The sequence below is a fragment of the Chryseolinea sp. T2 genome (genome assembly GCF_037203685.1).
Lineage (GTDB): Bacteria > Bacteroidota > Bacteroidia > Cytophagales > Cyclobacteriaceae > Chryseolinea.
Map to the genome: position 1 here is coordinate 505,377 of NZ_JBBCAU010000002.1, position 21,472 is coordinate 526,848.

General features: G+C 48.5%; 17 protein-coding genes and 1 pseudogene. 12 read left to right on the forward strand and 6 right to left on the reverse strand.

Annotated features, from left to right (window positions below):
* Nucleotides 1-224: 224 nt before the first annotated feature.
* Complete coding sequence (locus tag WBG78_RS07000) at nt 225-509, forward strand: hypothetical protein (protein WP_337325680.1); 285 nt, start codon at nt 225-227, stop codon at nt 507-509.
* Nucleotides 510-647: 138 nt separating this feature from the next.
* On the opposite strand, the gene WBG78_RS07005 is transcribed toward WBG78_RS07000, so the two are convergent.
* Nucleotides 648-1,352 carry a lycopene cyclase domain-containing protein gene (locus tag WBG78_RS07005; protein WP_337325681.1) on the reverse strand — a complete coding sequence of 235 codons (705 nt, stop codon included), beginning with the start codon at nt 1,350-1,352 and terminating at the stop codon, nt 648-650.
* Between the two features lie 400 nt (nt 1,353-1,752).
* Here WBG78_RS07005 and WBG78_RS07010 point away from each other — a divergent pair, with 400 nt between their 5' ends.
* From WBG78_RS07010 to WBG78_RS07020, 3 genes are all read left to right on the forward strand, one after another.
* Complete coding sequence (locus WBG78_RS07010) at nt 1,753-4,086, forward strand: PSD1 and planctomycete cytochrome C domain-containing protein (protein ID WP_443092765.1); 2,334 nt, start codon at nt 1,753-1,755, stop codon at nt 4,084-4,086.
* A 124-nt stretch (nt 4,087-4,210) separates the two neighbouring features.
* Entirely contained in the window at nt 4,211-5,659 is a 1,449-nt protein-coding gene (locus tag WBG78_RS07015) for a DUF1501 domain-containing protein (RefSeq protein ID WP_337325682.1), read from the forward strand.
* Between the two features lie 51 nt (nt 5,660-5,710).
* Nucleotides 5,711-7,858 (forward strand): FN3 associated domain-containing protein, encoded by a 2,148-nt coding sequence (locus WBG78_RS07020; protein ID WP_337325683.1) that lies wholly within the window; start codon nt 5,711-5,713, stop codon nt 7,856-7,858.
* Nucleotides 7,859-7,971: 113 nt separating this feature from the next.
* Here the strand turns inward: WBG78_RS07020 and WBG78_RS07025 are convergent, their stop codons facing one another.
* Together WBG78_RS07025 and idi are read right to left on the reverse strand one after the other, a co-directional pair.
* A complete protein-coding gene (locus tag WBG78_RS07025; protein ID WP_337325684.1) occupies nt 7,972-9,288 on the reverse strand; it encodes a cryptochrome/photolyase family protein in 1,317 nt (438 codons plus the stop codon).
* Between the two features lie 109 nt (nt 9,289-9,397).
* Nucleotides 9,398-9,904, reverse strand: coding sequence for an isopentenyl-diphosphate Delta-isomerase (idi, locus tag WBG78_RS07030; RefSeq protein WP_337325685.1), 507 nt, complete (start codon nt 9,902-9,904; stop codon nt 9,398-9,400).
* A gap of 335 nt (nt 9,905-10,239) precedes the next feature.
* Between idi and WBG78_RS07035 the strand changes: the two genes are divergently transcribed.
* The gene (locus tag WBG78_RS07035; RefSeq protein ID WP_337325686.1) at nt 10,240-12,684 is read left to right on the forward strand and encodes a ligase-associated DNA damage response DEXH box helicase; all 2,445 of its coding nucleotides are present in this window, start codon (nt 10,240-10,242) and stop codon (nt 12,682-12,684) included.
* A 130-nt stretch (nt 12,685-12,814) separates the two neighbouring features.
* On the opposite strand, the gene WBG78_RS07040 is transcribed toward WBG78_RS07035, so the two are convergent.
* Nucleotides 12,815-13,441 carry a hypothetical protein gene (locus tag WBG78_RS07040; protein WP_337325687.1) on the reverse strand — a complete coding sequence of 209 codons (627 nt, stop codon included), beginning with the start codon at nt 13,439-13,441 and terminating at the stop codon, nt 12,815-12,817.
* Nucleotides 13,442-14,149: 708 nt separating this feature from the next.
* Between WBG78_RS07040 and WBG78_RS07045 the strand changes: the two genes are divergently transcribed.
* The 7 genes and pseudogenes from WBG78_RS07045 to WBG78_RS30760 form a co-directional block, all read left to right on the forward strand.
* Nucleotides 14,150-14,917 carry a DUF4382 domain-containing protein gene (locus WBG78_RS07045; RefSeq protein ID WP_337325688.1) on the forward strand — a complete coding sequence of 256 codons (768 nt, stop codon included), beginning with the start codon at nt 14,150-14,152 and terminating at the stop codon, nt 14,915-14,917.
* A 187-nt stretch (nt 14,918-15,104) separates the two neighbouring features.
* Nucleotides 15,105-15,305, forward strand: coding sequence for a hypothetical protein (locus WBG78_RS07050; RefSeq protein ID WP_337325689.1), 201 nt, complete (start codon nt 15,105-15,107; stop codon nt 15,303-15,305).
* Nucleotides 15,306-15,617: 312 nt separating this feature from the next.
* Nucleotides 15,618-16,250, forward strand: a complete 633-nt coding sequence (locus WBG78_RS07055) for a rhodanese-like domain-containing protein (RefSeq protein WP_337325690.1) — start codon at nt 15,618-15,620, stop codon at nt 16,248-16,250.
* Nucleotides 16,251-16,703: 453 nt separating this feature from the next.
* Nucleotides 16,704-17,441 (forward strand): WecB/TagA/CpsF family glycosyltransferase, encoded by a 738-nt coding sequence (locus WBG78_RS07060; RefSeq protein WP_337325691.1) that lies wholly within the window; start codon nt 16,704-16,706, stop codon nt 17,439-17,441.
* A 26-nt stretch (nt 17,442-17,467) separates the two neighbouring features.
* On the forward strand, nt 17,468-18,415 hold the full coding sequence (gene fcl / locus WBG78_RS07065) for a GDP-L-fucose synthase (RefSeq protein ID WP_337325692.1): 948 nt from the start codon (nt 17,468-17,470) through the stop codon (nt 18,413-18,415).
* Nucleotides 18,416-18,491: 76 nt separating this feature from the next.
* Complete coding sequence (gene gmd, locus WBG78_RS07070) at nt 18,492-19,613, forward strand: GDP-mannose 4,6-dehydratase (protein ID WP_337325693.1); 1,122 nt, start codon at nt 18,492-18,494, stop codon at nt 19,611-19,613.
* 607 nt (nt 19,614-20,220) lie between these two features.
* Nucleotides 20,221-20,283: pseudogene (locus tag WBG78_RS30760) on the forward strand (hypothetical protein); the annotation flags it as partial.
* A 374-nt stretch (nt 20,284-20,657) separates the two neighbouring features.
* Here WBG78_RS30760 and WBG78_RS07075 read toward each other — a convergent pair.
* Both WBG78_RS07075 and WBG78_RS07080 read right to left on the reverse strand, forming a co-directional pair.
* The gene (locus WBG78_RS07075) at nt 20,658-20,909 is read right to left on the reverse strand and encodes a hypothetical protein (RefSeq protein ID WP_337325694.1); all 252 of its coding nucleotides are present in this window, start codon (nt 20,907-20,909) and stop codon (nt 20,658-20,660) included.
* Nucleotides 20,906-21,310: a GreA/GreB family elongation factor gene (locus WBG78_RS07080; RefSeq protein ID WP_337325695.1), complete on the reverse strand. Its 405-nt coding sequence runs from the start codon at nt 21,308-21,310 to the stop codon at nt 20,906-20,908. The genes WBG78_RS07075 and WBG78_RS07080 overlap by 4 nt, the downstream gene beginning before the upstream one ends.
* Nucleotides 21,311-21,472: the final 162 nt, after the last annotated feature.

The following is a 21,472-nucleotide window of genomic DNA, read 5'->3' on the forward strand; positions in this document are numbered from 1 at the left end:
AAACCTGAGCTCAGAAAGGGTAGCCGAGAATTGCAATAAACAGCAGGAACGTTGCGAAGTTAAACAGGATTTGAAAGCCACTGGTGGTATCGGTCTGGGTACTAAGATATTGTAAGAGAGTGTTTTAGGCGTTGCGGGATGACGTTAATATTAAGTTTGTGTTACCGCTTCACATTCCCCTAACATTCCTGTATTTTGTACTTTCATCAACCTCGAATAGTGGTATGGAACAACAAAAGACTTCAAAAAAGGCGCTGCGCAACCTGATAGAAGACTCCATGCAGGATGCTCTCAAAGGACTGCAGTTGCCAGAACCAGGCAAAAAGGTCAGGAAGGTCCTTCATCGAAATTCTAAAAAGCTTGCAGCTATTTTTGTCGACGTTATTAAGCGCGAAGACAGGAAGAAAAGAAAGGCTGCCAAATTCATGGAAAGCGCAGTTGGCAAGAGCAAGAAAAAGGACAAGAAGAAAAATGAAGTTCTTGCTGAAGCTGAACTCGCTGCTGTCTAGCGCATCACATTCTTACTTATCATTTTGATGAGCACATTCCGATGGGCTCATTTTTTTTTGCCCATATCTCACTTAAATGCACAAGCGTAATTTCACCCTCCCAAAACCAATTCTTAATTCTTAATTCTTAATTCTTATTTACCTGCTCCTGTAATAGAAATAATCCTCCAACCATTCCCATATAGTAACCGGCATCACCATCAGAAGGAAGACAAAACAGATGTTCTCGAGCGGTATAGTTCCGAGACGAAGATTAAGATTTTGTTCGTCGTTGTAATGAACAATTTCTCCATTGACGAATGCCCCCGTTCGAAATCCGTCGACAATCAATAGCGGGATGAAAAGCAAGGCAAACGTAGAATAGAATCTTCCCATGTAACGCGGCCGGAGCTTCAGCATCTGGAACGTGAGGAAAATAGCGAGGAGAAGAAAAGCTGCGCCTGTATAGACCTTCTCTTTGTAGTAAAGGCCCGCAATAAGCAGTACAATGATCAGTACGCTGCTGATCACTTCCTGGTGGGGGAACAGCCTGTCTTTTTCAGAGATCTGGTTGAGCGCAAAGTAAACGAACATCCCGGTGTAAATGACGATGACCAGGAATAGTACTTCCTCCAGGGGAATCCATCCAACATGAACGCCGATCGTAAATCGTTCATCAAAGCTCCAAATGCCGAGATGAGCAAATAACTCTACCCACAGTATAAAAAAAATGACCGTTGCCAGCAGCCCGGCGCCGGCTTTCTTCCAGTGCTTATAGAATGGAAACTTAGGGTGCAAACTGGCGACTACAACAATGGCAAGTAATACGAAGTCGATCAATAAGGATAGATACTTGTTGTCCAATTTGATTCAGTTGTTTGACCGTTGCTACGCCGGGTTGAATCCGGGTATGCATCGCAAAATAGTCCCCGGTTTAACATCCAAAATAATGGATAATTGGCTTTTCATTGCCAGCAGGCTCGCCAGGCTGCCCAACGAACCGTTTGACTCAAATAAGCGACTACTATCCGCTTTGAGTATTGCGCTATTTATCACTGCAAAGACGCGGACTGCGACACCTGTTCATAGTGGTTTATTTTATACTGTGAACAAGAAGGCCGGCGACTGGACCAATGCAATCTGCATGTCACGGAGAATGCCCGCCTGTAATATTCGTAATCGCTTGAGTCGCAGGATTTTTATATATTTCGAATGACACCTGCATTAGGAAAAAGGGGGACGTCAATCCCCGTCAGGTAAAGTAATGGATCCACGGGACATGATCAGGATGAAGGGGTGGCAGTTTGGTGTGGTTGGTGTTGTATGTATGCTGGCGATATTGACCGGCTGCAAACAGAAAAGCGATCAGTTGGCCGTAAGTGATTCGGTTGATTATAACCTGCACATCAGGCCAATCCTTTCTGATCGATGCTTCAAATGCCATGGGCCTGACGGCAATCAGCGCAAAGCGAAGTTACGTCTCGATACACCTGAGGGGGCATACGCCGCACTGAAAGACGATCCGGAGGGACATGTCATTGTTCCCGGCGATCCGGAGCATTCGGAAGTTTACCTTCGTATAGCCACGGCAGATACCTCACTCATCATGCCGCCGGTGAAGTCGAATCTTAAGTTGAGCGAGCAGGACATTGCCTACATTCGCAAATGGATAGAGCAGGGCGCAAAATACAAACGCCACTGGGCATTTATCCCTCCCCAAAAACACAGTATCCCAACCGTTGAAAATGAAGACTGGCCGGCAAATCCTATCGATAACTTCGTATTGGCAAAAATGGAACAGGCCGGTCTCGAACCGAACGAGGCGGCCGACCGTGAGCGACTGCTGAAGCGCGTGAGCCTCGACCTTACCGGCTTACCTCCTTCGCTGGAGATGCAGCAAAAGTTCCTCGCCGACGAAAGCCCTGATGCATATGAAAAGATGGTTGATGCTCTCTTGTCGATGCCCTCGTACGGCGAAAAGATGGCGACCTATTGGATGGATATTGCACGTTATGCCGACTCACACGGCTATCAGGACGATGGACTTCGTACCATGTGGCCATGGCGCGATTGGGTGATCCATGCATTCAACGAAAATTATTCCTACGACAAGTTCATCACCTGGCAACTGGCAGGCGACCTGATGCCCGATCCAACCAAGGAGCAATTATTGGCCACAGGTTTTAACAGAAACCACAAGATCACCCAGGAAGGTGGTGTAATTGATGAAGAGTATCGTATTGAGTACGTCACCGATCGCACTAATACTTTCGGAAAGGCTTTCCTCGCACTCACTTTTGAATGTGCCAAGTGCCACGATCATAAGTATGATCCCATTATGCAGAAGGATTACTTCAGCGCATTTGCATTTTTTAATCAGGTGCCTGAAAAAGGTCTCGTTGGTGATATCACGCTTGCCTCACTGGCAGATCCTCCGAACATGAAGATCACCACCGAGGATGTAAACAGCATTTTGAAATTTGTCAATAAGCGGGATACTGCTGCGGTGCCGGTAATGATCATGAAGGATCTTCCTGCCCGCCGTCCAACGTACGTGCTTAAGAGAGGCGTGTACGATTCCCCCGGCGACCGCGTTGTGCCAGCGTTGCCATCCGTAATTCTGAAATTCGATACGCTTAAGTACGGTGCCAACAGGCTGGGACTTGCAAAGTGGCTCGTCGACCCATCCAATCCGCTAACGGCACGGGTATTTGTCAATAGAATGTGGCAGGAAGTTTTTGGCCGCGGGCTCGTGAAGACATCCGGCGACTTCGGCATGCAGGGAGAAATGCCTTCGCATCCTGAACTACTCGACTGGCTGGCACTGGACTTCATCGGCAACGGCTGGGATATAAAACGACTAATGAAACAAATGGTCACTTCGGCAACTTATCAGCAGTCGTCAGTTATCCACGAAGACAAGCTGCGTAAAGATCCCGACAACATCCTGCTGGCACGGGGACCGCGCATAAGAATGACGGCAGAAACCATACGTGACCTTGCCTTAAAGAGCAGCGGATTGTTGGTGCCCGAAATAGGAGGGCCGAGCGTCAAGGTATATCAGCCTAAAGGTATTTGGGAGTCATCGACATCGGGGCGCGGAGTTCTGTCCCGCTATGTGCAGGATCATGGTGATAAACTCTATCGCCGCGGACTATACAGTTTTATCAAGCGCACAGTTCCTCCTCCCGGCATGCTCGTGTTCGATGCCAGCAATCGGGATTTGTGTGAGGTAAATCGCATGCGTACAAACACTCCGCTGCAGGCATTGGTCATCATGAACGATCCGATAGTATTGGAGTCGTCGAGGGTCTTTGCAGAGCGGCTTACCAGCGCCGGAGGAGATCCACATGATCATATCACTACGGCATTCAGAACAATCATCTGCCGCAATCCGCGCCAGAATGAGCTGTCAATCCTGACATCTTACTATGACGATGAATTGAAGATCTTCAAGGCAGACCAGAACAAAGCAAATCAGCTTATTCACGTAGGCGAATATAAATGGATCGAAGGAGAGGATGCGCCAACAGTTGCTGCACTGATGCAGGTGATACATACTATGTACAACATGGAGGAGGCAATAACGAAGAATTAAGAATTAAGAGTTAAGAATTAAGAATTAACTATCGGCCTGATGGCCGCCAGTTGGCACGACCAGAGGTCGTGGTAGCTAATTCTTATCTCTTAATTCTTAATTCTTAATTCCTAAACCTGAGTGTATGAAAGAGTTTTTAGAGAACCGGTTTCACATAACGCGCCGTCACTTTCTGGGAAAGATGAGTCTGGGTATCGGGTCCGTCGCATTAGGATCACTCTTAATCCCGGACCTGTTCAAAGGAGATGACGATGGTTTTTCGCAGCTGGCAGGTTTGCCGCACTTCGCTCCCAGGGCGAAGCGAATTATCTATCTTTTTCAGAATGGGGCACCATCACAGCTTGAGAGTTTTGATTACAAGCCATTGCTGAACAAGATGGCAGGGCAGGACCTGCCTGAGTCGGTGCGTCAGGGGCAACGTCTTACAGGAATGACATCAGGTCAGTCGCGTTTCCCTCTGGTAGGTTCACACTTTTCTTTCAAGCAGTACGGCCAGTCTGGTGCCTGGATGAGCGAGCTGTTTCCTGAGATGGCCAAGATTGTCGACGAGATGTGTATCGTCAAGACGATGCATACGGAGGCAATTAACCACGATCCGGCACTTACGTTCATGCAGTCAGGCGCGCAGCAGGGTAATCGTCCCAGCATGGGTGCGTGGCTTAGTTATGGGCTTGGTAGCGAGAACAAAAACCTTCCTGCCTTTTGTGTGCTTCTGTCGAGGGGACGAGGCAATGGACAAGGCGTTTATTCGAAGCTATGGTCGAACGGATTCCTCGATAGCATTCACCAGGGAGTGCAATTCAGCAGCAGTGAAGAACGCGTGCTTTATCTGAAGGATCCTCAGGGACGCAACCGTGAGGATACACGCAAGATGCTGGACCACCTGTCAGAGCTCAATTCAGTTAACTTTAAAGAGTTTGGCGATCCCGAGATTCAAACGAGGATCCAGCAGTATGAAATGGCGTATCGCATGCAAACGGCGGTTCCGGAACTGGCTGATCTTTCCACAGAACCTGACCACATAATCAAGATGTATGGTGCCGATTGCCTGGTGCCTGGAACCTATGCATCGAACTGCTTACTTGCCCGAAAGCTTTCAGAGTCAGGTGTCCGGTTCGTTCAACTTTATCATCAGGGCTGGGACCAGCACGGAAATATGGTAGGCGAAATGCCACTGCAGGCGCAGGATGTGGATCGAGCAACGGCAGGGCTGGTGATGGACCTGAAACAACGCGGCCTGCTGGATGAAACCCTCGTGATCTGGGGCGGCGAATTTGGCCGCACAAACTATTGCCAGGGTACGCTTACCAAAGAGAACTATGGCCGTGATCACCATCCGCGCGCGTATACCATATGGATGGCGGGAGGCGGTGTCAAGCCAGGTATCGTTTATGGCGAGACAGACGAGTTTGGCTATAACATCATACGCGATCCCGTACATGTGAACGACTTCCACGCCACCGTTCTTCACCTGATGGGGCTCGATCACGAGAGGCTTACCTATAAACACTTAGGCCGACGATACAGGCTCACCGACGTCGCAGGCAAAGTCGTTAATGGTCTGCTTGCCTAATAAATCAACGTCAGTAGGGCAGCGCGGTTAATCGCAGCCCATCAAGAACTTATGGAAAGATCTTTTCGTATCGTCTCCAATGTCATCTTTTGCATTCAGGTGTTGATGATTTTCCTCCTGCTGGTGGAGGAGAGAATCGCACTTCCGGCCTGGCTGCAGGTTGCAGGGCGGATGCATCCGCTCATTCTGCACCTCCCCATCGGGATGCTGATACTTGTTGCGGCATTAACGCTGTTTGGTAAACAGTTCGATGTAGCGCATAACCAACCCGTTGTGAGGTTTATCCTGCTGTTCGCTTCTTTGTCTGCTTCTGTTACCGCGCTTTTTGGTTTCTTTCTCAGTCTTCAGGGCGACTATACCGGCAATGCCATGACGCTCCATAAATATGCAGGCGTCGCACTGAGCTGGCTATGCTATGGACTGGTATTGGTTTATCAGCTTCAGTTTAAGCGCGCATTGCTCATGGCTGCGGGGGGATTATCTTTTGCTCTTTTGATCGCGGCAGGGCATACGGGCGCTGTACTTACACATGGTGAGAATTTCCTCCTTGAACCGTTGAAAGGACCGGAAGTAAAGCTCACTGCAGAAAACGCATCGGCGTACGACTACGCCATAAAGCCAATTCTGGAAGCGAAGTGTTTCTCCTGCCATAACGAAACGAAGGCGAAGGGAAAGCTGGTGATGACGGACCGCAACCGGTTCATGGCTGGCGGTGAAAACGGTAGCCCATGGGTTGCCGGCAAGCCCGACGAAAGCAGGATGATCAAGGCCCTCCACCTTCCCCTCGAAAGCGACGAACACATGCCCCCGGACGGAAAGGCGCAGCTCACACCAACAGAGATTGCCGCCCTCATGGCATGGGTCCGCGCCGGCGCCGATTTTGATAAAAAGGTTGCCGACTTTCCAAAACATGATTCCCTGCGAATAGTGGTGGCATCGTTATTTGCCAGCATGCCGGCACAGCCAACGGAACGGGTATATGCATTTACCAGCGCCTCGGAAGCAAACATCGGTAAAGTGAACACTCCCTTCGTTACCGTCGCACCGGTGTATCAGGGAAGTCCCGCCCTTCAGGCTGACTTCTATGTACGAAAAGGGTTCGATATCAAGTCACTCAACGCACTCACTGCCGTTACTGATCAGCTCGTATCATTGAGCTTGTCAAAGATGCCGGTTGCAGATAAGGACCTGAGTGTGGTCAGCAAGTTCGTGAACCTGGAATTGCTGAATCTTAATTTTACAGATGTGAAAGGACCAGGGCTTGCATCTCTTGTCACGCTTAAGCATCTGCAGTCCCTTTCCCTTGCCAGTACCGCCATCAGTGCGCGAGACCTGGACGCAGTTTTAAAACTTCCTGAGTTGCGCCACCTGTTCGTCTGGAATACAAATATCAACGCCGCACAACGAGATTCAATCGTGAAGAAGTATCCGGCGGTAACTGTAGCGCTTACACAGTTTTCCGACGACAGGACAATGCGTTTGAATAGGCCGGCTGTCGACGGCGAAGGCGTACTGGCATCCGGAAGTGAAATTGCTTTCCGTCACCCGATGAATGGAGTGACCATAAGGTACACGACCGACGGAAGCAAGGCCGACTCGGTAACGGGACAGCTATACGACCGGCCGATCACGATAGATAAGACTACATTGATAAAAGCCGTTGCATGCAAGAACGGCTGGTATTGCAGCGACCCTGTAGAACAAATCCTGTTTGTACGCGGCAAGAACGCCAGCGAGGTAACCTTATTGAAGCAGCCAGACCCTCTCTACCCTGGCGAAGGCGCCGCCAGCTTGAGCGACGGACGTAAAGGAATTGCTGACGTGCTGAAGGAACCGTCCTGGCTCGGATACCAGAAGCAACCGTTCGAGGCTTTGTTCCGCTTCGATAAAGCGAATGCGCCCCGTAGCGAAGTTGTTGTGAGCTACGGTCAAAGTATATATTCACACTGTTTCCCCCCTCAGTCGGTTGAGTTGTGGGGAGGCAACGACGCAAATGCGCTGCATCTTATCCGGAAAGTCGAGGTCCAGCAGCCTTCAAACTATGTGCCTGTCAAAGTCGATCGCATAGCAGTCCCGTTGGACGGCAATGAATTCAGCTATTATAAAGTAGTCGCGACGCCAATACCCAAACTGCCCACATGGTTCAGCAAGAAAGGAGAGAAGGGATGGGTTTTTGTGGATGAGGTATTTTTCTACTGAGGAGCGCTGAAAAATTAAGAATTAAGAATTAAGAGTTAAGAATTAGCCATCACGACCTACGGTCGTGCCAGTTGACAGCCGCAGGCTGGCTGCTAATTCTTAACTCTTAATTCTTAATTCTTAATTTTTCCGTATTCGCGCAGCGCTCTTTCTCTCGCAAACTCATGCTGCACGATTGGTTTTGCATAGTCTTCAGATAGAAACTCCGGGACCCATTGCATGATGTATTCCGACGCGGGATCAAACTTCTTTGCCTGCAGCGACGGATTGAAGACGCGAAAATAGGGTGCCGCGTCAGAGCCCGTACCAGCCGCCCATTGCCATCCGCCATTATTGGAAGCGAGGTCATAATCCAGCAGCTTTCTTCCAAAGTAGGCTTCACCCCAGCGCCAGTCAATGAGCAAATGTTTCGTAAGAAAACTGGCGGTCACCATTCTGATTCGGTTGTGCATGAATCCGGTCTCATTGAGTTCGCGCATACCTGCGTCAACCAACGGATACCCTGTACGCCCGTCACACCAGGCAGCAAACTCTTCTTCATTGTTCCTCCATTCAATCTTGTCATATACTGACCTGAATGAATGGTGTTGCACCTGCGGAAAATGGAACATGATCATTTGGTAAAACTCGCGCCAGATGAGTTCGTTTAGCCAAACTTGATTTTCCTTCTGCGCAATGCGCACAAGCTGGCGGATACTGACAGTTCCAAAGCGGAGATGCACACTTAAACGTGTGGTTCCGTGTATGGCCGGAAAGTCGCGGGTCTTGTCGTATTTCGCTATTATCCCGCGCGGAATTACACGCGGAGGAAACGAGCGACCGGTCTCTGTGAAACCGATATCCTTCAGGCTGGGAACAGGAAGATCACCCGGTTTTAAGAGATTGGTGGCATACTTTTCGGTTGGATATGGCCTGATATAAAATGGCGTCAGCTTCGCCCTCCAGACCTTGCTGTAGGGAGTAAACACGGTATAAGGCTTTCCATCGGACTTCACCACTTCGTGGCGATCAAAGATGACCTGATCCTTATATGTTTTCAGCTGGCCACCCCGCGACTCCAGTATCTTAGCAACAGCGTTGTCACGTGAGATCGCATAAGGCTCATAGTCGTGATTGGTGTACACGAGCATGACTTTCATTCTTTCAAACAGCTGCACCGGGTCGCCGTGCAGCACGACGAGCGAGCTTCCAATTTCCCTCAGTTCCTTTTGCAGTGCTTGTACAGATGTAAGAATGAATTCCACCCGCGCATCTGCTTTGTCCTCGAGCTCGTCCAGTATTTGTGTGTCGAAGATGAAAATAGGAACCACGTTACTGTTTTCCTTCAGCGCGTGGTAAAGACCGGCGTTATCCTTCAGTCTGAGATCCCGCCTGAACCAGAATACTGTGACATTTTCATTAAGTACAGAAAGATCATTCTTCCAACTCATAGTCTATGTTAAACAGCTATTCTGTTATTAAGAATTCGCCAGCAGCCATTGACGACTGAACTTAAGCCACGACCGCAGGTCGTGGTAGCGAATTCTTAATTCTTAATTCTTAATTCTTAATTCTTAATTTCTCCAGGATCTTCCCAAACCAAACCGTATATCTCTCCGGATTGTCCTTCACATCATCACGCAGTAACTTCAGGTCGACATACTTCCAGTCTTCAACCTCATCGGGGTTCACATGTGGCGTGCCATCAAATGTCGCGGTGAACACATGATCGAGTTCGTGTTCGATAAGGCCATGGTCGAGTGAGGCCTGATAAATAAACTTGAAAGCAAATACAGGTTCAACATCAACACCCATTTCATATTTCGTTCTTCGTCGCGCCGACTCTATGATATCTTCGGACGGACCCGGATGACTGCAACAGGTATTTGTCCATAAACCGCCGCTGTGATATTTGCCTTGCGCGCGTTTCTGTATCAGCAGCTCTCCCTTTGTATTGAACACAAGCACAGAGAATGCACGATGTAATACTCCCCTTCGGTGTGCCTCCATTTTCTCCATAGCGCCGACGGCCACGTCATTCTCATCAACTAGTATTACTTGTTCCATCAAATCCTGTTCACGTAAAAATCTTTTTTGGATATCGTGCCCGAACGGCCACACTGCAGCGCGTTTATCCGGCACGATTTCATAAGGAAACAAATCAACCTACCACATAGAGATTAAAGTGCATCGCAGCCAAAAGTAATTTGAAAATCGGACTTTTCAGACAAACGAGGAACAACGTCAACGGGTGTGCCGCGATCAGGGCGATTGGACACAACTTAATACTGGCATCCAATGCCTCAAAGCAATGGAACCAACGACGATCGCTGTTGGCCAACACTAAAAAAATACTAACGACTCACTACTAATTACTAATTACTCCGTCTACTTTAGCCGGGATGACGCCGTGGTTGGACATAGGGAAGAAATGGTTTGCTGAACGAAGCTGGACTCCGTTCCCGTTTCAGCTGGAAACGTGGCAGGCATACCTCGACGGGCATCACGGTCTTGTAAACGCGCCGACAGGGAGCGGAAAGACCTACTCATTGATTGTCCCGATCCTTCTCGAGTTCATGCGCAACCATCCCCGCGCATTGAAAGGCGAGGGGCTGCAAGCCATTTGGATTACGCCGATCAGGGCTCTTTCAAAAGAGATCGAGCTGTCGGCAGGCCGCGCCATTGAAGGGCTGGGTTTAAAATGGCGCGTAGGCGTACGTTCCGGCGACACCAAGCTTGCAGAGCGGCAGCGACAGCGCGAGCGACCACCCGAACTGCTGATCACCACACCCGAAAGCATGCACTTGCTGCTCGCCTCCCGTGACTACGCTGACTTCTTCAAAGATGTGAAAGCAGTCGTTGCCGACGAATGGCATGAACTGATGGGCTCAAAACGAGGTGTACAGGTAGAGCTTGCGTTGTCACGCCTCAAAACAATCGCCCCATCAATGAAGGTATGGGGAATATCGGCCACTATCGGTAATATGGACCAGGCACTGGAGGCCCTTCTCGGAAACTATTACCACGACCACAACTTCCGGGTTATACGCGCCGATATCGAAAAGAAAGTTGAAGTCGTCTCCATCCTTCCCGACACCCTCGAACGCATGCCGTGGGCAGGTCACCTCGGCATTCAGCTACTGGATAAAGTCATCGACGTTGTCAAGAAAAGCACGACTACCCTGATCTTCACCAATACCAGATCGTTTGCCGAGATCTGGTATCAGCGGATGCTTGACAAGGCCCCCGACCTGGCTGGCCTGATTGCCATGCATCACGGCTCCATCAGTCAGGAGCTCCGAAGCTGGGTTGAAGAACAACTGCATGAAGGTAAACTGAAGGCTGTTATATGTACCTCCAGTCTCGACCTGGGCGTGGACTTCCGCCCTGTAGAGACCGTGATTCAGGTCGGCGGACCTAAGGGCGTAGCGCGCTTCCTCCAACGCGCAGGACGTAGCGGCCACCAGCCCGGCGCCGTCAGCCGTATCTACTTTGTTCCGACCCATTCGCTTGAGCTCATGGAAGCAGCAGCAATCCGTGAAGCAATCAAACAGAAGATTGTCGAGGATCGTTTTCCCTATCTGCGCTCCTTCGACGTGCTCATGCAATATCTCATAACGCTATCGGTATCCGACGGATTTAATCCCGACGAGATCTATGATGAGATCACCACCACGTTCTGTTACGCTTCAGTATCACGTGAAGAGTGGACTTGGCTTCTGAATTTCATCACCACCGGCGGCGATTCGTTGCAGGCGTATGATGAGTATCGCAAAGTGATTATTGTGAACGGCATCTATAAAGTGTTCAACCGAAGCATTGCCATGAAGCACAGGCTTTCGATTGGAACCATCGTCGGAGATGCATCCATGTTCGTGCGCATGCTCTCTGGAAAATATCTGGGCACAATAGAAGAGTACTTCATTTCGCGCCTTAAGCCCGGCGATGTGTTTTGGTTCGCCGGCCGAAATCTTGAGCTCGTACGAATCAAAGACATGGAGGCCCAGGTGCGTAAATCGAATCGCAAGAGCGGCGCCGTTCCATCATGGCAGGGAGGCCGTATGCCATTGTCCTCCCAGATGAGCGAAATGATACGTATCAAACTCGATGAGGCAGTACATGGCCGCGAAACGGATGAGGAGATGAAATTCCTGAAACCATTGTTCGACCTTCAGCGCGAGTTATCAATTCTTCCGGCGAAAGATCAATTTCTCGTGGAGTACTTTCGCAGTACAGAGGGTTATCACGTGGTGATGTATCCTTTCGAAGGACGCTTCGTACACGAAGGACTCGCTGCGCTCATGGCCTATCGCATCGCTCAGATACACCCCATAACATTTTCAATAGCCATGAACGACTACGGCTTCGAGCTGTTGTCTGATCAGCCAATACCCATTGATGAGGCGATCGAAACCAACGTCCTCGGTGTCGACAACCTGTTCCGCGACATACAGGCAAGCATCAATTCAACCGAGATGGCCCGACGCAAGTTCCGTGACATCGCTGCCATCAGCGGACTCGTGTTCAAGGGATACCCGGGCAAACCTGTAAAGGATCGCCACCTCCAGTCGTCATCACAGCTTTTCTTCGAAGTCTTTAACGACTACGATGCGCATAACCTGTTACTGCAGCAGGCCTTCGAAGAGGTAATGGACTTCCAGCTCGAAGAAGTACGCCTTCGCGCCGCCCTCGATCGAATCAATCACCAACGCATCGTTATCACAACACCCGATCGACCAACACCTTTCTCATTCCCAATCATCGTCGACCACATGAGAGAAAAGCTCACAACAGAAAAGCTGGAAGACAGAATAAAGAAGATGGTAATCCAGACGGAGAAAAATTAAGAATTAAGAATTAAGAGTTAAGAATTAGCCACCGGCTAGGCGCCGCCTGGTTCACGACCAAAGGTCGTGGTCTCATCTGCCCGTAAGGGCGGTGGCTAATTCTTAACTCTTAATTCTTAATTCTTAATTCTTAATTCTGCGCTAGCTGATTGTATCGCTTGGCCAACGCTACCAAATCTTTCTCTTTTTTGGTTGAGATCTTTTCTTTCTTGGCAAACTCAGCAATTGCCGACTGATTATCCGGAAGATCAGCAAGCAGTTCTTTCAGGTTGTCGACTTCTTTTGGCGCACCTTCACCAAGTTTGTAATAGTAGTGATCGGGAACAGGTTTGTATTGGGCAGGAAGATCTGAGCCATCGAGCGCGCGACCCTTCATAGCTGCAGTATAAACAATCTCTTTCTTAGCGAGCAACATCATTTCCCCACTGTCGAGGAGAACAAAAAATCCAACCTTCTGTTTTCCTTTTGCATCATAAGGAGAAGTGATATAGATCTCGTCTCCCAGCTTAACACGCGTAATGTTCTTTGCATCCAGCACAAGAGGTTTTCCATTCTGCTGATATTCCATTACATCCTGAAAGGCATTGTAACGCAATGGAGCAGTCATTGATTTGTCGGCATAATAAACCGTGCCTTCTACATACTGTTCGTTTACGTACTGCGAGCCCTTGATAGGGTCGGTCGTCGCCACCTGTGCGAAAGCGGTCGTAAGGGTGATACCTAACATCCCCCATGCAATTGTGATTTTAGTAATCATGGTTATTAATTTTTTGTTGACTTTTCATTGAATCACGGGAGACAGGAGTTGTTGAGAGCGTCTTTGTCTCACGATGGGGCCAGTCACTGCGAAAACTTTGCCAGGCCCGCGAAAGTCTCTTGTGATCAAGGAAAAACTGGCTTTCTCTTTTTAAGCAGTAATAAAATCTTGATGAATAGATTCTTCAGCAAGTCGTATCGAAATGTTCAACTGTACGAATCGTACAATCAATTGACCGGAGGCGTGCACGCGAAAAAAAATGTGCTCAAGAGGTGTAACCTTTTTACATTTTATGAGTGCGCATAGCTACTACGTTATGCACTGGTTGTAAACCTGCTCTATTCCTCACCCATTCAACGTTATATATTGTATTGAACTAATGGCCGGAAACTGTTCAATAGTGTACATAATAACAGATAACACTTTCATTGGTTCCAAAGATCAACCCGTAGTGTAGCAGCTGACTTAGCAAAACCGACGAGGATTTTTGCTATCGTCGCGGTCGGCAAGGGTACAAGGATTGTCGTCTATATTATTCTCAATTCTGAATTCAGTCTCTTAATGAAAGTGGGTTGGTCGGGGTTATAAATTGCGATTCGCTATCATCATTCTGGCTGCCATTGTTTCCATTGGTCGAAGGGCATACCCTCAGGCAGTAAATAACGTTCAACTTTCGCCCTCAACTCATTCAACTTAACCTGAACAAGTATGAAAAAAGTCTGTCTGTTCTTCCTCGGCGCTTTATCACTATTTTCCTGCTCCAACGACGATAAAATGGCCCGGTTAGAGGTGCGCCTCACCGATGCGCCCGGCGATTACGAAGCTGTTAACATTGACATCATAGGAATAGAAATACATACGGAGGGCGCTGGCGACAATGAAGGGTGGCGATCAGTCCCCGTAAATGGTGGAATTTATAATATCCTGGATCTGACGGGCGGGCTTGATACGTTGCTGACGAGTGCGGAAATACCGGCAGGCAACATAAGCCAGATACGCCTGATTCTTGGCGACAACAACAGTGTGGCGATTGATGGAAAGGAGCACGCACTGTCGACACCCAGCGCGCAGCAATCCGGGCTGAAGCTGAATGTACATTCAACGTTGACCGAAGGCATCACTTACAAAATGTTACTGGATTTCGACGCTGCAAGGTCCATTGTACATAAAGGAAATAATACATACAGCTTAAAGCCTGTAATTCGTGTTATCACGGAAGCCACCAGCGGTGCTATTAAAGGATCCGTGACACCCGCGGAAGCAACGCCTGCCATATACGCGATTCTGACAAGTGGCGATACTGTCGCAACAGCTTATGCGAATGAGGACGGAGCGTTCCTTTTGCGTGGTCTCGAAGCCGGCACCTACACCGTGGGCTTCAGCCCTAAGACGGGATATTCGATCTCGCAAAAGACAGGCGTTTCGGTCATCAACGGTCAGGTCACCGACATTGGCGTGGTATCCCTTCAAAATTAAAAATTGCATGTGGCACGGACGCACCGTAGAGACGCAATGCCTTGCGTCTCCGCCCTCCGTCTCCGCCTTGCGTCTCCAACCTTATGCGCCTTACACAAAGAAGATAACAATTCACATTCACCTACGAACGGGCAAATCATAACATCCGCATACAAAACAATCATTCATAATTAATCAATCACAATTCATGTCACGTCTAAAAGTTAGTGGAATCTTCAGTTTAGTGTTCGCCTTTTCATTGAGTTTGTCTCTGCAGTCGTGCGTTGTTCACACGAAAACCACGCCGTCGGCTTCAAAGACACACGTTCCCCCGGGACAGGCTAAGAAAGCAACAGGAAGTCAGTCAGCTAAACAATACGCTCCAGGTCAGCAAAAGAAGAAAAACTAAAATGTAAAAAATGAAGGGAGAAGCATAGTCTCAGTTTCCGGTTTAAGTCGACTTTACGAATGTGAGATACGCTTCTTCCTTCATTGCGTTTTAACTTATCCCTTTGTTCTAATCCGTTTACCTTCCTTCAGGAGTTATCGTTTATTTGTCCTTGTCTTACATCGTCTCACGTCATTCTTTATCCTTGTCTCGTCATCGTTATCTCGTTAACTGCGTTGTCGCCTTATAAGTAATTCGGTACTATTCGTAGGCATGTACCCTTACGATCATGCCACCTCAGGTTTATTGGCTATCTTGCTACAAAGACCCCTCATGAAAACGTACTTCTTTGCCGTACTTCCAGTGTTGAGCTTGCTGATGCTATGGCCAGCTGCTACAATGCAACATCAATCGCATCTTCCTGGGAATACACAGTATTCAAACGACGTGCTATTGAGCGCATCCTCAGTCAATGCCGGGCCGCAGCAGCATCAATACGTATGCTCGCCCTGTGGCAACGACTGCGATAAGCGCGTGTATGACAAGCCTGGCAACTGCTCCGTGTGCGGAATGGCCCTGATTGATAAAGCAACTATCGGCTATAAGGACATCGACTTTGAGGCCGTGTGCGCTCGCGTGAAAGCAAATCCCAAAGTGGTATTGCTCGACGTTCGGTCACCCGCTGAATTTAAGGGTACGAGTACCGACGTGCCGACCTTTGGCCACCTGAAGAACGCTATCAACGTTAACATTGACGAGCTCGAGGCCAGAATAGAAGAGTTGAATAAGTTCAAGGATCAGGAGGTGATCGTCTATTGCAGCCATAGCCATCGCAGCCCCCGCGCGAGCTATTATCTGTCGACCCATGGCTTCAAGAATGTTAAGAATGTTTCCGGAGGGGTGTCGGAGCTGGCCAGCGCTGCGCCGGCATGTCTGAACCAGATTTATGTGAAGCACGCACACTAGCTTTTAGAGTGCTGATCCGGGACTATTGCTGTGGAGACATTCGTGGCCGAAATGAACCTTGATTCACAACAGAGCTGCGGTAAGTCATTAAGGCACTTCTGTTTAAACTTAAGCCGTTTCCCCATCTTCGGATCACTGCGCACAGATAGTCAGATTTAATGCAAAGGATTGCATTCTGATAGTCAGTGAGTTATAAATGGAACTGAATTCTAGCAGGGGATCAAAGTTTTAAGGTTGAACGACATTTATCATCACCCACTTACTGAATCAGGGCTATTTTTGAGCTTGTATTGAATACAGATGTGCCTCAAAATCTTCGGAGCAAAGGAAATTTTCGCCCGAATGCTTACCTGACACATCAGTATCCGATAAAAGAAGGGCTGATGCATTGAAACGTCCAGGTGACGTTCTATAAGTAGAAGCTCAGAATTCAGGAAATCGCCTTTTAAAATTATGAGTACTGTAAAGATTCTTGGAATTGATTTTTTTAACGGGACCGTAAAAGATGTGGTTAAAGCCCTGAAATCGGGTGGATTTATGGTCGTTCCATCGGGACCCGGCCTGAAAACCATAAAGGAGGAACCGGTCTATTATAAGAGCCTTCGTTATGCCGACATCGCGATTGCCGACAGCGGTTATATGGCCCTTATCTGGAACCTTTTCAACACGCAGAAGGTCAACCGTATTTCCGGCCTCGAATTCCTCCGCGAATTCTTCACTGATAAGGACGTGCAAAAGTCGAAATTCGTTTTGGCCGATCCGACTGAAAAGGACTCAGAAATTAATCGTAATTATCTGAACAAGCTTGGATTCAGCATCCGGAAAGAAAATTCACATATCGCGCCGATGTATGACAAAGGCAACATCGCAGACCCCGAGCTGCTGGCAAGAATTGAAGAGCAACGGCCTGACTATGTGTTGCTCAACATCGGCGGTGGAACCCAGGAAATTCTTGGTGCTTACCTGAGAAAAAACCTCAGCTACAAGCCGGCAATTATATGTACTGGCGCTGCGATTGCATTTCTCACTGGTCGCCAGGCAGATGTTCCCGTATGGGCGGACAAGCTTTATATGGGATGGCTTATGCGTTGTATTCATAAGCCGTCGCTCTATATTCCAAGATATTTGGACGCCTTTGCTCTGTTTTTCTTATTGGTTAAATATGGTAAACGTGCGCCGCTTGTAGTTTGACCGGTGGCCGTTAACATGACAATGAAATGAATAAAGACTCTAGAATTTATGTAGCAGGTCACCGTGGCATGGTGGGCAGCGCTATTTATCGTAAACTGGACCGTGACGGATTTACCAATGTGATCGGTGCGTCGTCAAAAGAACTCGATCTTAAAAACACCGTCGCCGTCGATGAGTTCTTCAACCGCGAACGACCGGAATATGTATTCCTCGCTGCTGCAAAGGTGGGTGGAATTCTCTCTAACAATACTTATCCCGCCGACTTCCTGTACGACAACCTCATGATCCAAAACAATGTGATCGAGGCATCGTTCAGATACAACGTTAAGAAACTGTTGTTCCTCGGCTCATCTTGCATTTACCCTAAGTTTGCTCCCCAACCTATTCGTGAGGATAGCTTATTGAGCGGATATCTCGAACCAACGAACGAAGCATACGCCATTGCAAAGATCGCCGGTATCAAATTATGCCAGGCGTATTACAAGCAGTATGGCCGTCACTTCATGTCTGCAATGCCAACCAACATGTATGGCTATGGAGACAACTATCACCCGCAAAATTCTCACGTTCTTCCCGCATTGCTGCGCCGCTTCCATGAAGCAAAGGAAGAAGAAAAGGATGAAGTGATCATCTGGGGCTCTGGCGCTCCTCTCCGCGAATTCATGTTCGCCGACGATCTTGGTGCAGCCTGTGTATTCCTCATGGAAAATTATGATCAGCCGGAAATTGTGAACGTAGGAACAGGCGAAGAGATTTCGATCCTTGACCTCGCTCATCTCATTGCCAAAACAGTAGGCTATAAAGGAACAATAGGTTTCGACAAAACAAAGCCGGATGGCACGCCAAGAAAATTGATGGACTCAACGCGACTGCATAGCCTGGGCTTCCGCCACAAAGTTTCACTGAAAGAAGGAATTCGCCTCACATACGAAGACTTCCTCAGTAAAGTAGGACAGTATAGCGTTGTAAAATAAACTCATACTAAGAAAAACGCGCGCCCCGCCCGCGACCCCAAATCAACAAATCAATAAATCAACATATAATACAATAATGAAGAAGGCGTTTATTACCGGGATTACAGGACAGGACGGCGCTTATCTTGCCGAGTTTCTGCTCGACAAAGGCTATGAAGTTCATGGATTGAAGCGTCGCTCATCGCTGTTCAACACCGCACGCATCGATCATATCTACCAGGATCCGCACGACAAGGGTGCCAGAATGAAACTTCATTTCGGAGACCTCACGGATTCAACGAACCTCATCCGCCTCATTCAGGAAATTCAACCTGACGAAATATATAACCTCGGCGCCATGAGCCACGTTCGCGTGAGCTTTGATATGCCGGAATACGTGGCCAACACCGATGCCATCGGTACACTTCGTATCCTCGAAGCGGTGCGCCTTCTGGGACTTACTGAAAAGACCCGCATCTACCAGGCGTCAACGTCTGAGCTATACGGCAAGGTTCAGGCCGTTCCTCAATCAGAGACAACGCCATTCTATCCACGCTCTCCCTATGCCGTAGCGAAACTTTATGGCTACTGGATAACTGTGAACTACCGCGAAGCGTACGACATGTATGCATGTAATGGTATCCTCTTCAACCACGAATCACCTTTGCGCGGTGAGACATTCGTGTCCCGTAAAGTGACACGTGCCGTAGCGCGAATGGTATTGGGCCTTCAGAAGAAGGTCTACATGGGTAACCTCGATTCAAAACGCGACTGGGGACATGCCCGCGACTATATCGAAGCTATGTACTTAATTCTTCAGCAGGCTAAAGCCGACGACTATGTAATCGCGACCGGCGAAACTACGTCAGTGCGCGAGTTCATGCGCAGATGCTTTGCTCACGTTGGAGCCAACCTCATCTGGAAGGGCGAAGGCATCACCGAAGTGGGTATCATCGACTCTGTTGACAATTCAAAAGTTGAAGGCTGCGCACTCAAAGCCGGCGATGAAGTGGTTTGCATCGATCCAAGATATTTCCGTCCTACCGAAGTTGATCTTTTGCTCGGCGATCCGACAAAATCAAAACAGATCCTGGGATGGAAACCAAAGTACGATGTCGACATGCTCCTTCAGGAAATGGTCGACGCCGACATCGACCTGATGAGAGGCGAAAACGTGCTGAAGCAAGGTGGATTCAGAGTGTACAACTTCCACGAATAAGAGCAACGAACTGCATGTTGAAAATAGAAGGGGCGTAAGCCCCTTTTTTGCATTAAGACCCCATAGGGGTCACAGATCAATCGCAAGGGGTCACAGATCAATGACAAGAGCGCAAATTGTATTCAGACCCCATAGGGGTCATAGATTAATAGCAAAGAAAGTTTAATCAAACGCTCCGCGCGCGACGCATTAATCATTTTTAATTCATTGGATGTCGTCTTGTAGTCGATGCGTACGGCCGCCGCGAATAAAATGCAGGATCGGGAGGAAGGGGAGTTTTAGAGTTTTCGGGAGGTGCGTTGATTTGAACGGGCTTTACGTTTGCTATGGTTTTATTTTGATGGCTCGGTGGTCATAGCTGGGTTAATTCCGAGACAGGGGAGACTGCGGCTTTGCTTTCCCACACTTTAAATTCGATGGATATTTGGGCGTAGTCGGTGTGCGGCGCTATCGCCATGGCGATAAAAATTCATTTCCGGTTGGTCCTGGCTTATTGGAAACGGCATATCGTAAGATGCTGTTTTCTTATTTGGTGAATGACGGCTAGAGTGTGTTAGAAGAAAAACGTTTGTCAATTTATTTTTGATGGCATCACGATCGAGCACGGTATAGTATCGATCTGCTTGTCGACAATAAAGTTGTTGTAGAGGTGAAGAGCGTCGAGACCTGAGGCGAGTTCACTATAACTATCAACTGAACTTAAAGTGTGGGAAAGACGAGCCGCAGTCTCCCCTGTCTCGGAATTAACTCAGCTACGACCACTAAGCCATCAAAATGAAACTGTATCAAACGTAAGGAACTTCCAAATCAAAGTGCCTCCCGAAAACTCTAAAACTCCCCTTCCTCCCGACCCTGCATTTTATTCGCGGCGGCCCTGCACGCTGTACTACTTCAGCACATCCACGTCGGCCCGCACGCTTGTACTACATGAGCATATCAACCGCGACCCCTTTCCTTTCATCGCGCGTAATACAGGAATTAATTATTGAAGAAAGCGCTAATCATCTGTCACCTGCTTCCGACATTCCCTTTTCCACGGCGAACTTATAACGTGTCTCTTACAACCAACACTTGATTTCTCAACTCGCCCTCCTCGTCCTCATCCAGCATCTCCTGGCCCGAGTGCTCACTCTCCGACGTCGGACGAAAACGCGGCTGCAACACGCCGTTCATACGTTGCTCGCGGTTTACACGTCTCTCCCGGACAAGCCGCTTTGCTCGCTCATTTGCCTGCACACTAAAGGTGAGCACAACAATAAGCAATGCGAGGCGGGCGAAGTCAAGAACGGAAATCATAAGCTATAGTCGCCGACGGCTTCAGGTTGAAACAATACTTCCACTACCTCAAACTGGCGCAGGCCAGCCTGTGTGTTCCAGGCGATGATGGTTCCGGTCTTACGTCCCAACAATGCGAGTCCTGCCGGTGAGAATACACTGATACGATTTGAGCGAATATCAACCTGTCCCGGATAAGTAACAGTAACCTCCAGCTCCGAGCCATTTACCCGATCTCTGAGCAATGCCCTGGAATTCATGGTAATTACTTTCTCGTCTATATCTTCTGACGCGAAGATCCGCGCACCATTAAGTTCATATGTAAGTCGCGCGGATATCATCGGCGATATCGTTGATGTTGATGTGTTAATGACGTCCATAAGGCGTCGGTAGTCGGTCAATGTAATCAGTCTTCCCTGCATGTCTTTGTTGTCTTGTTCGTCTCTCGCTAGTAAAGAATCGTGTGCGGTCTGATTGTGATAGACAAATCCGTGCCAGCCGCAAAACATTGCGTTATCAGCCGCACAGGCAACTTAATTTTGGCTAACCGCTGGTTAAAAACTACCCACCGGGTAGAAACGTAC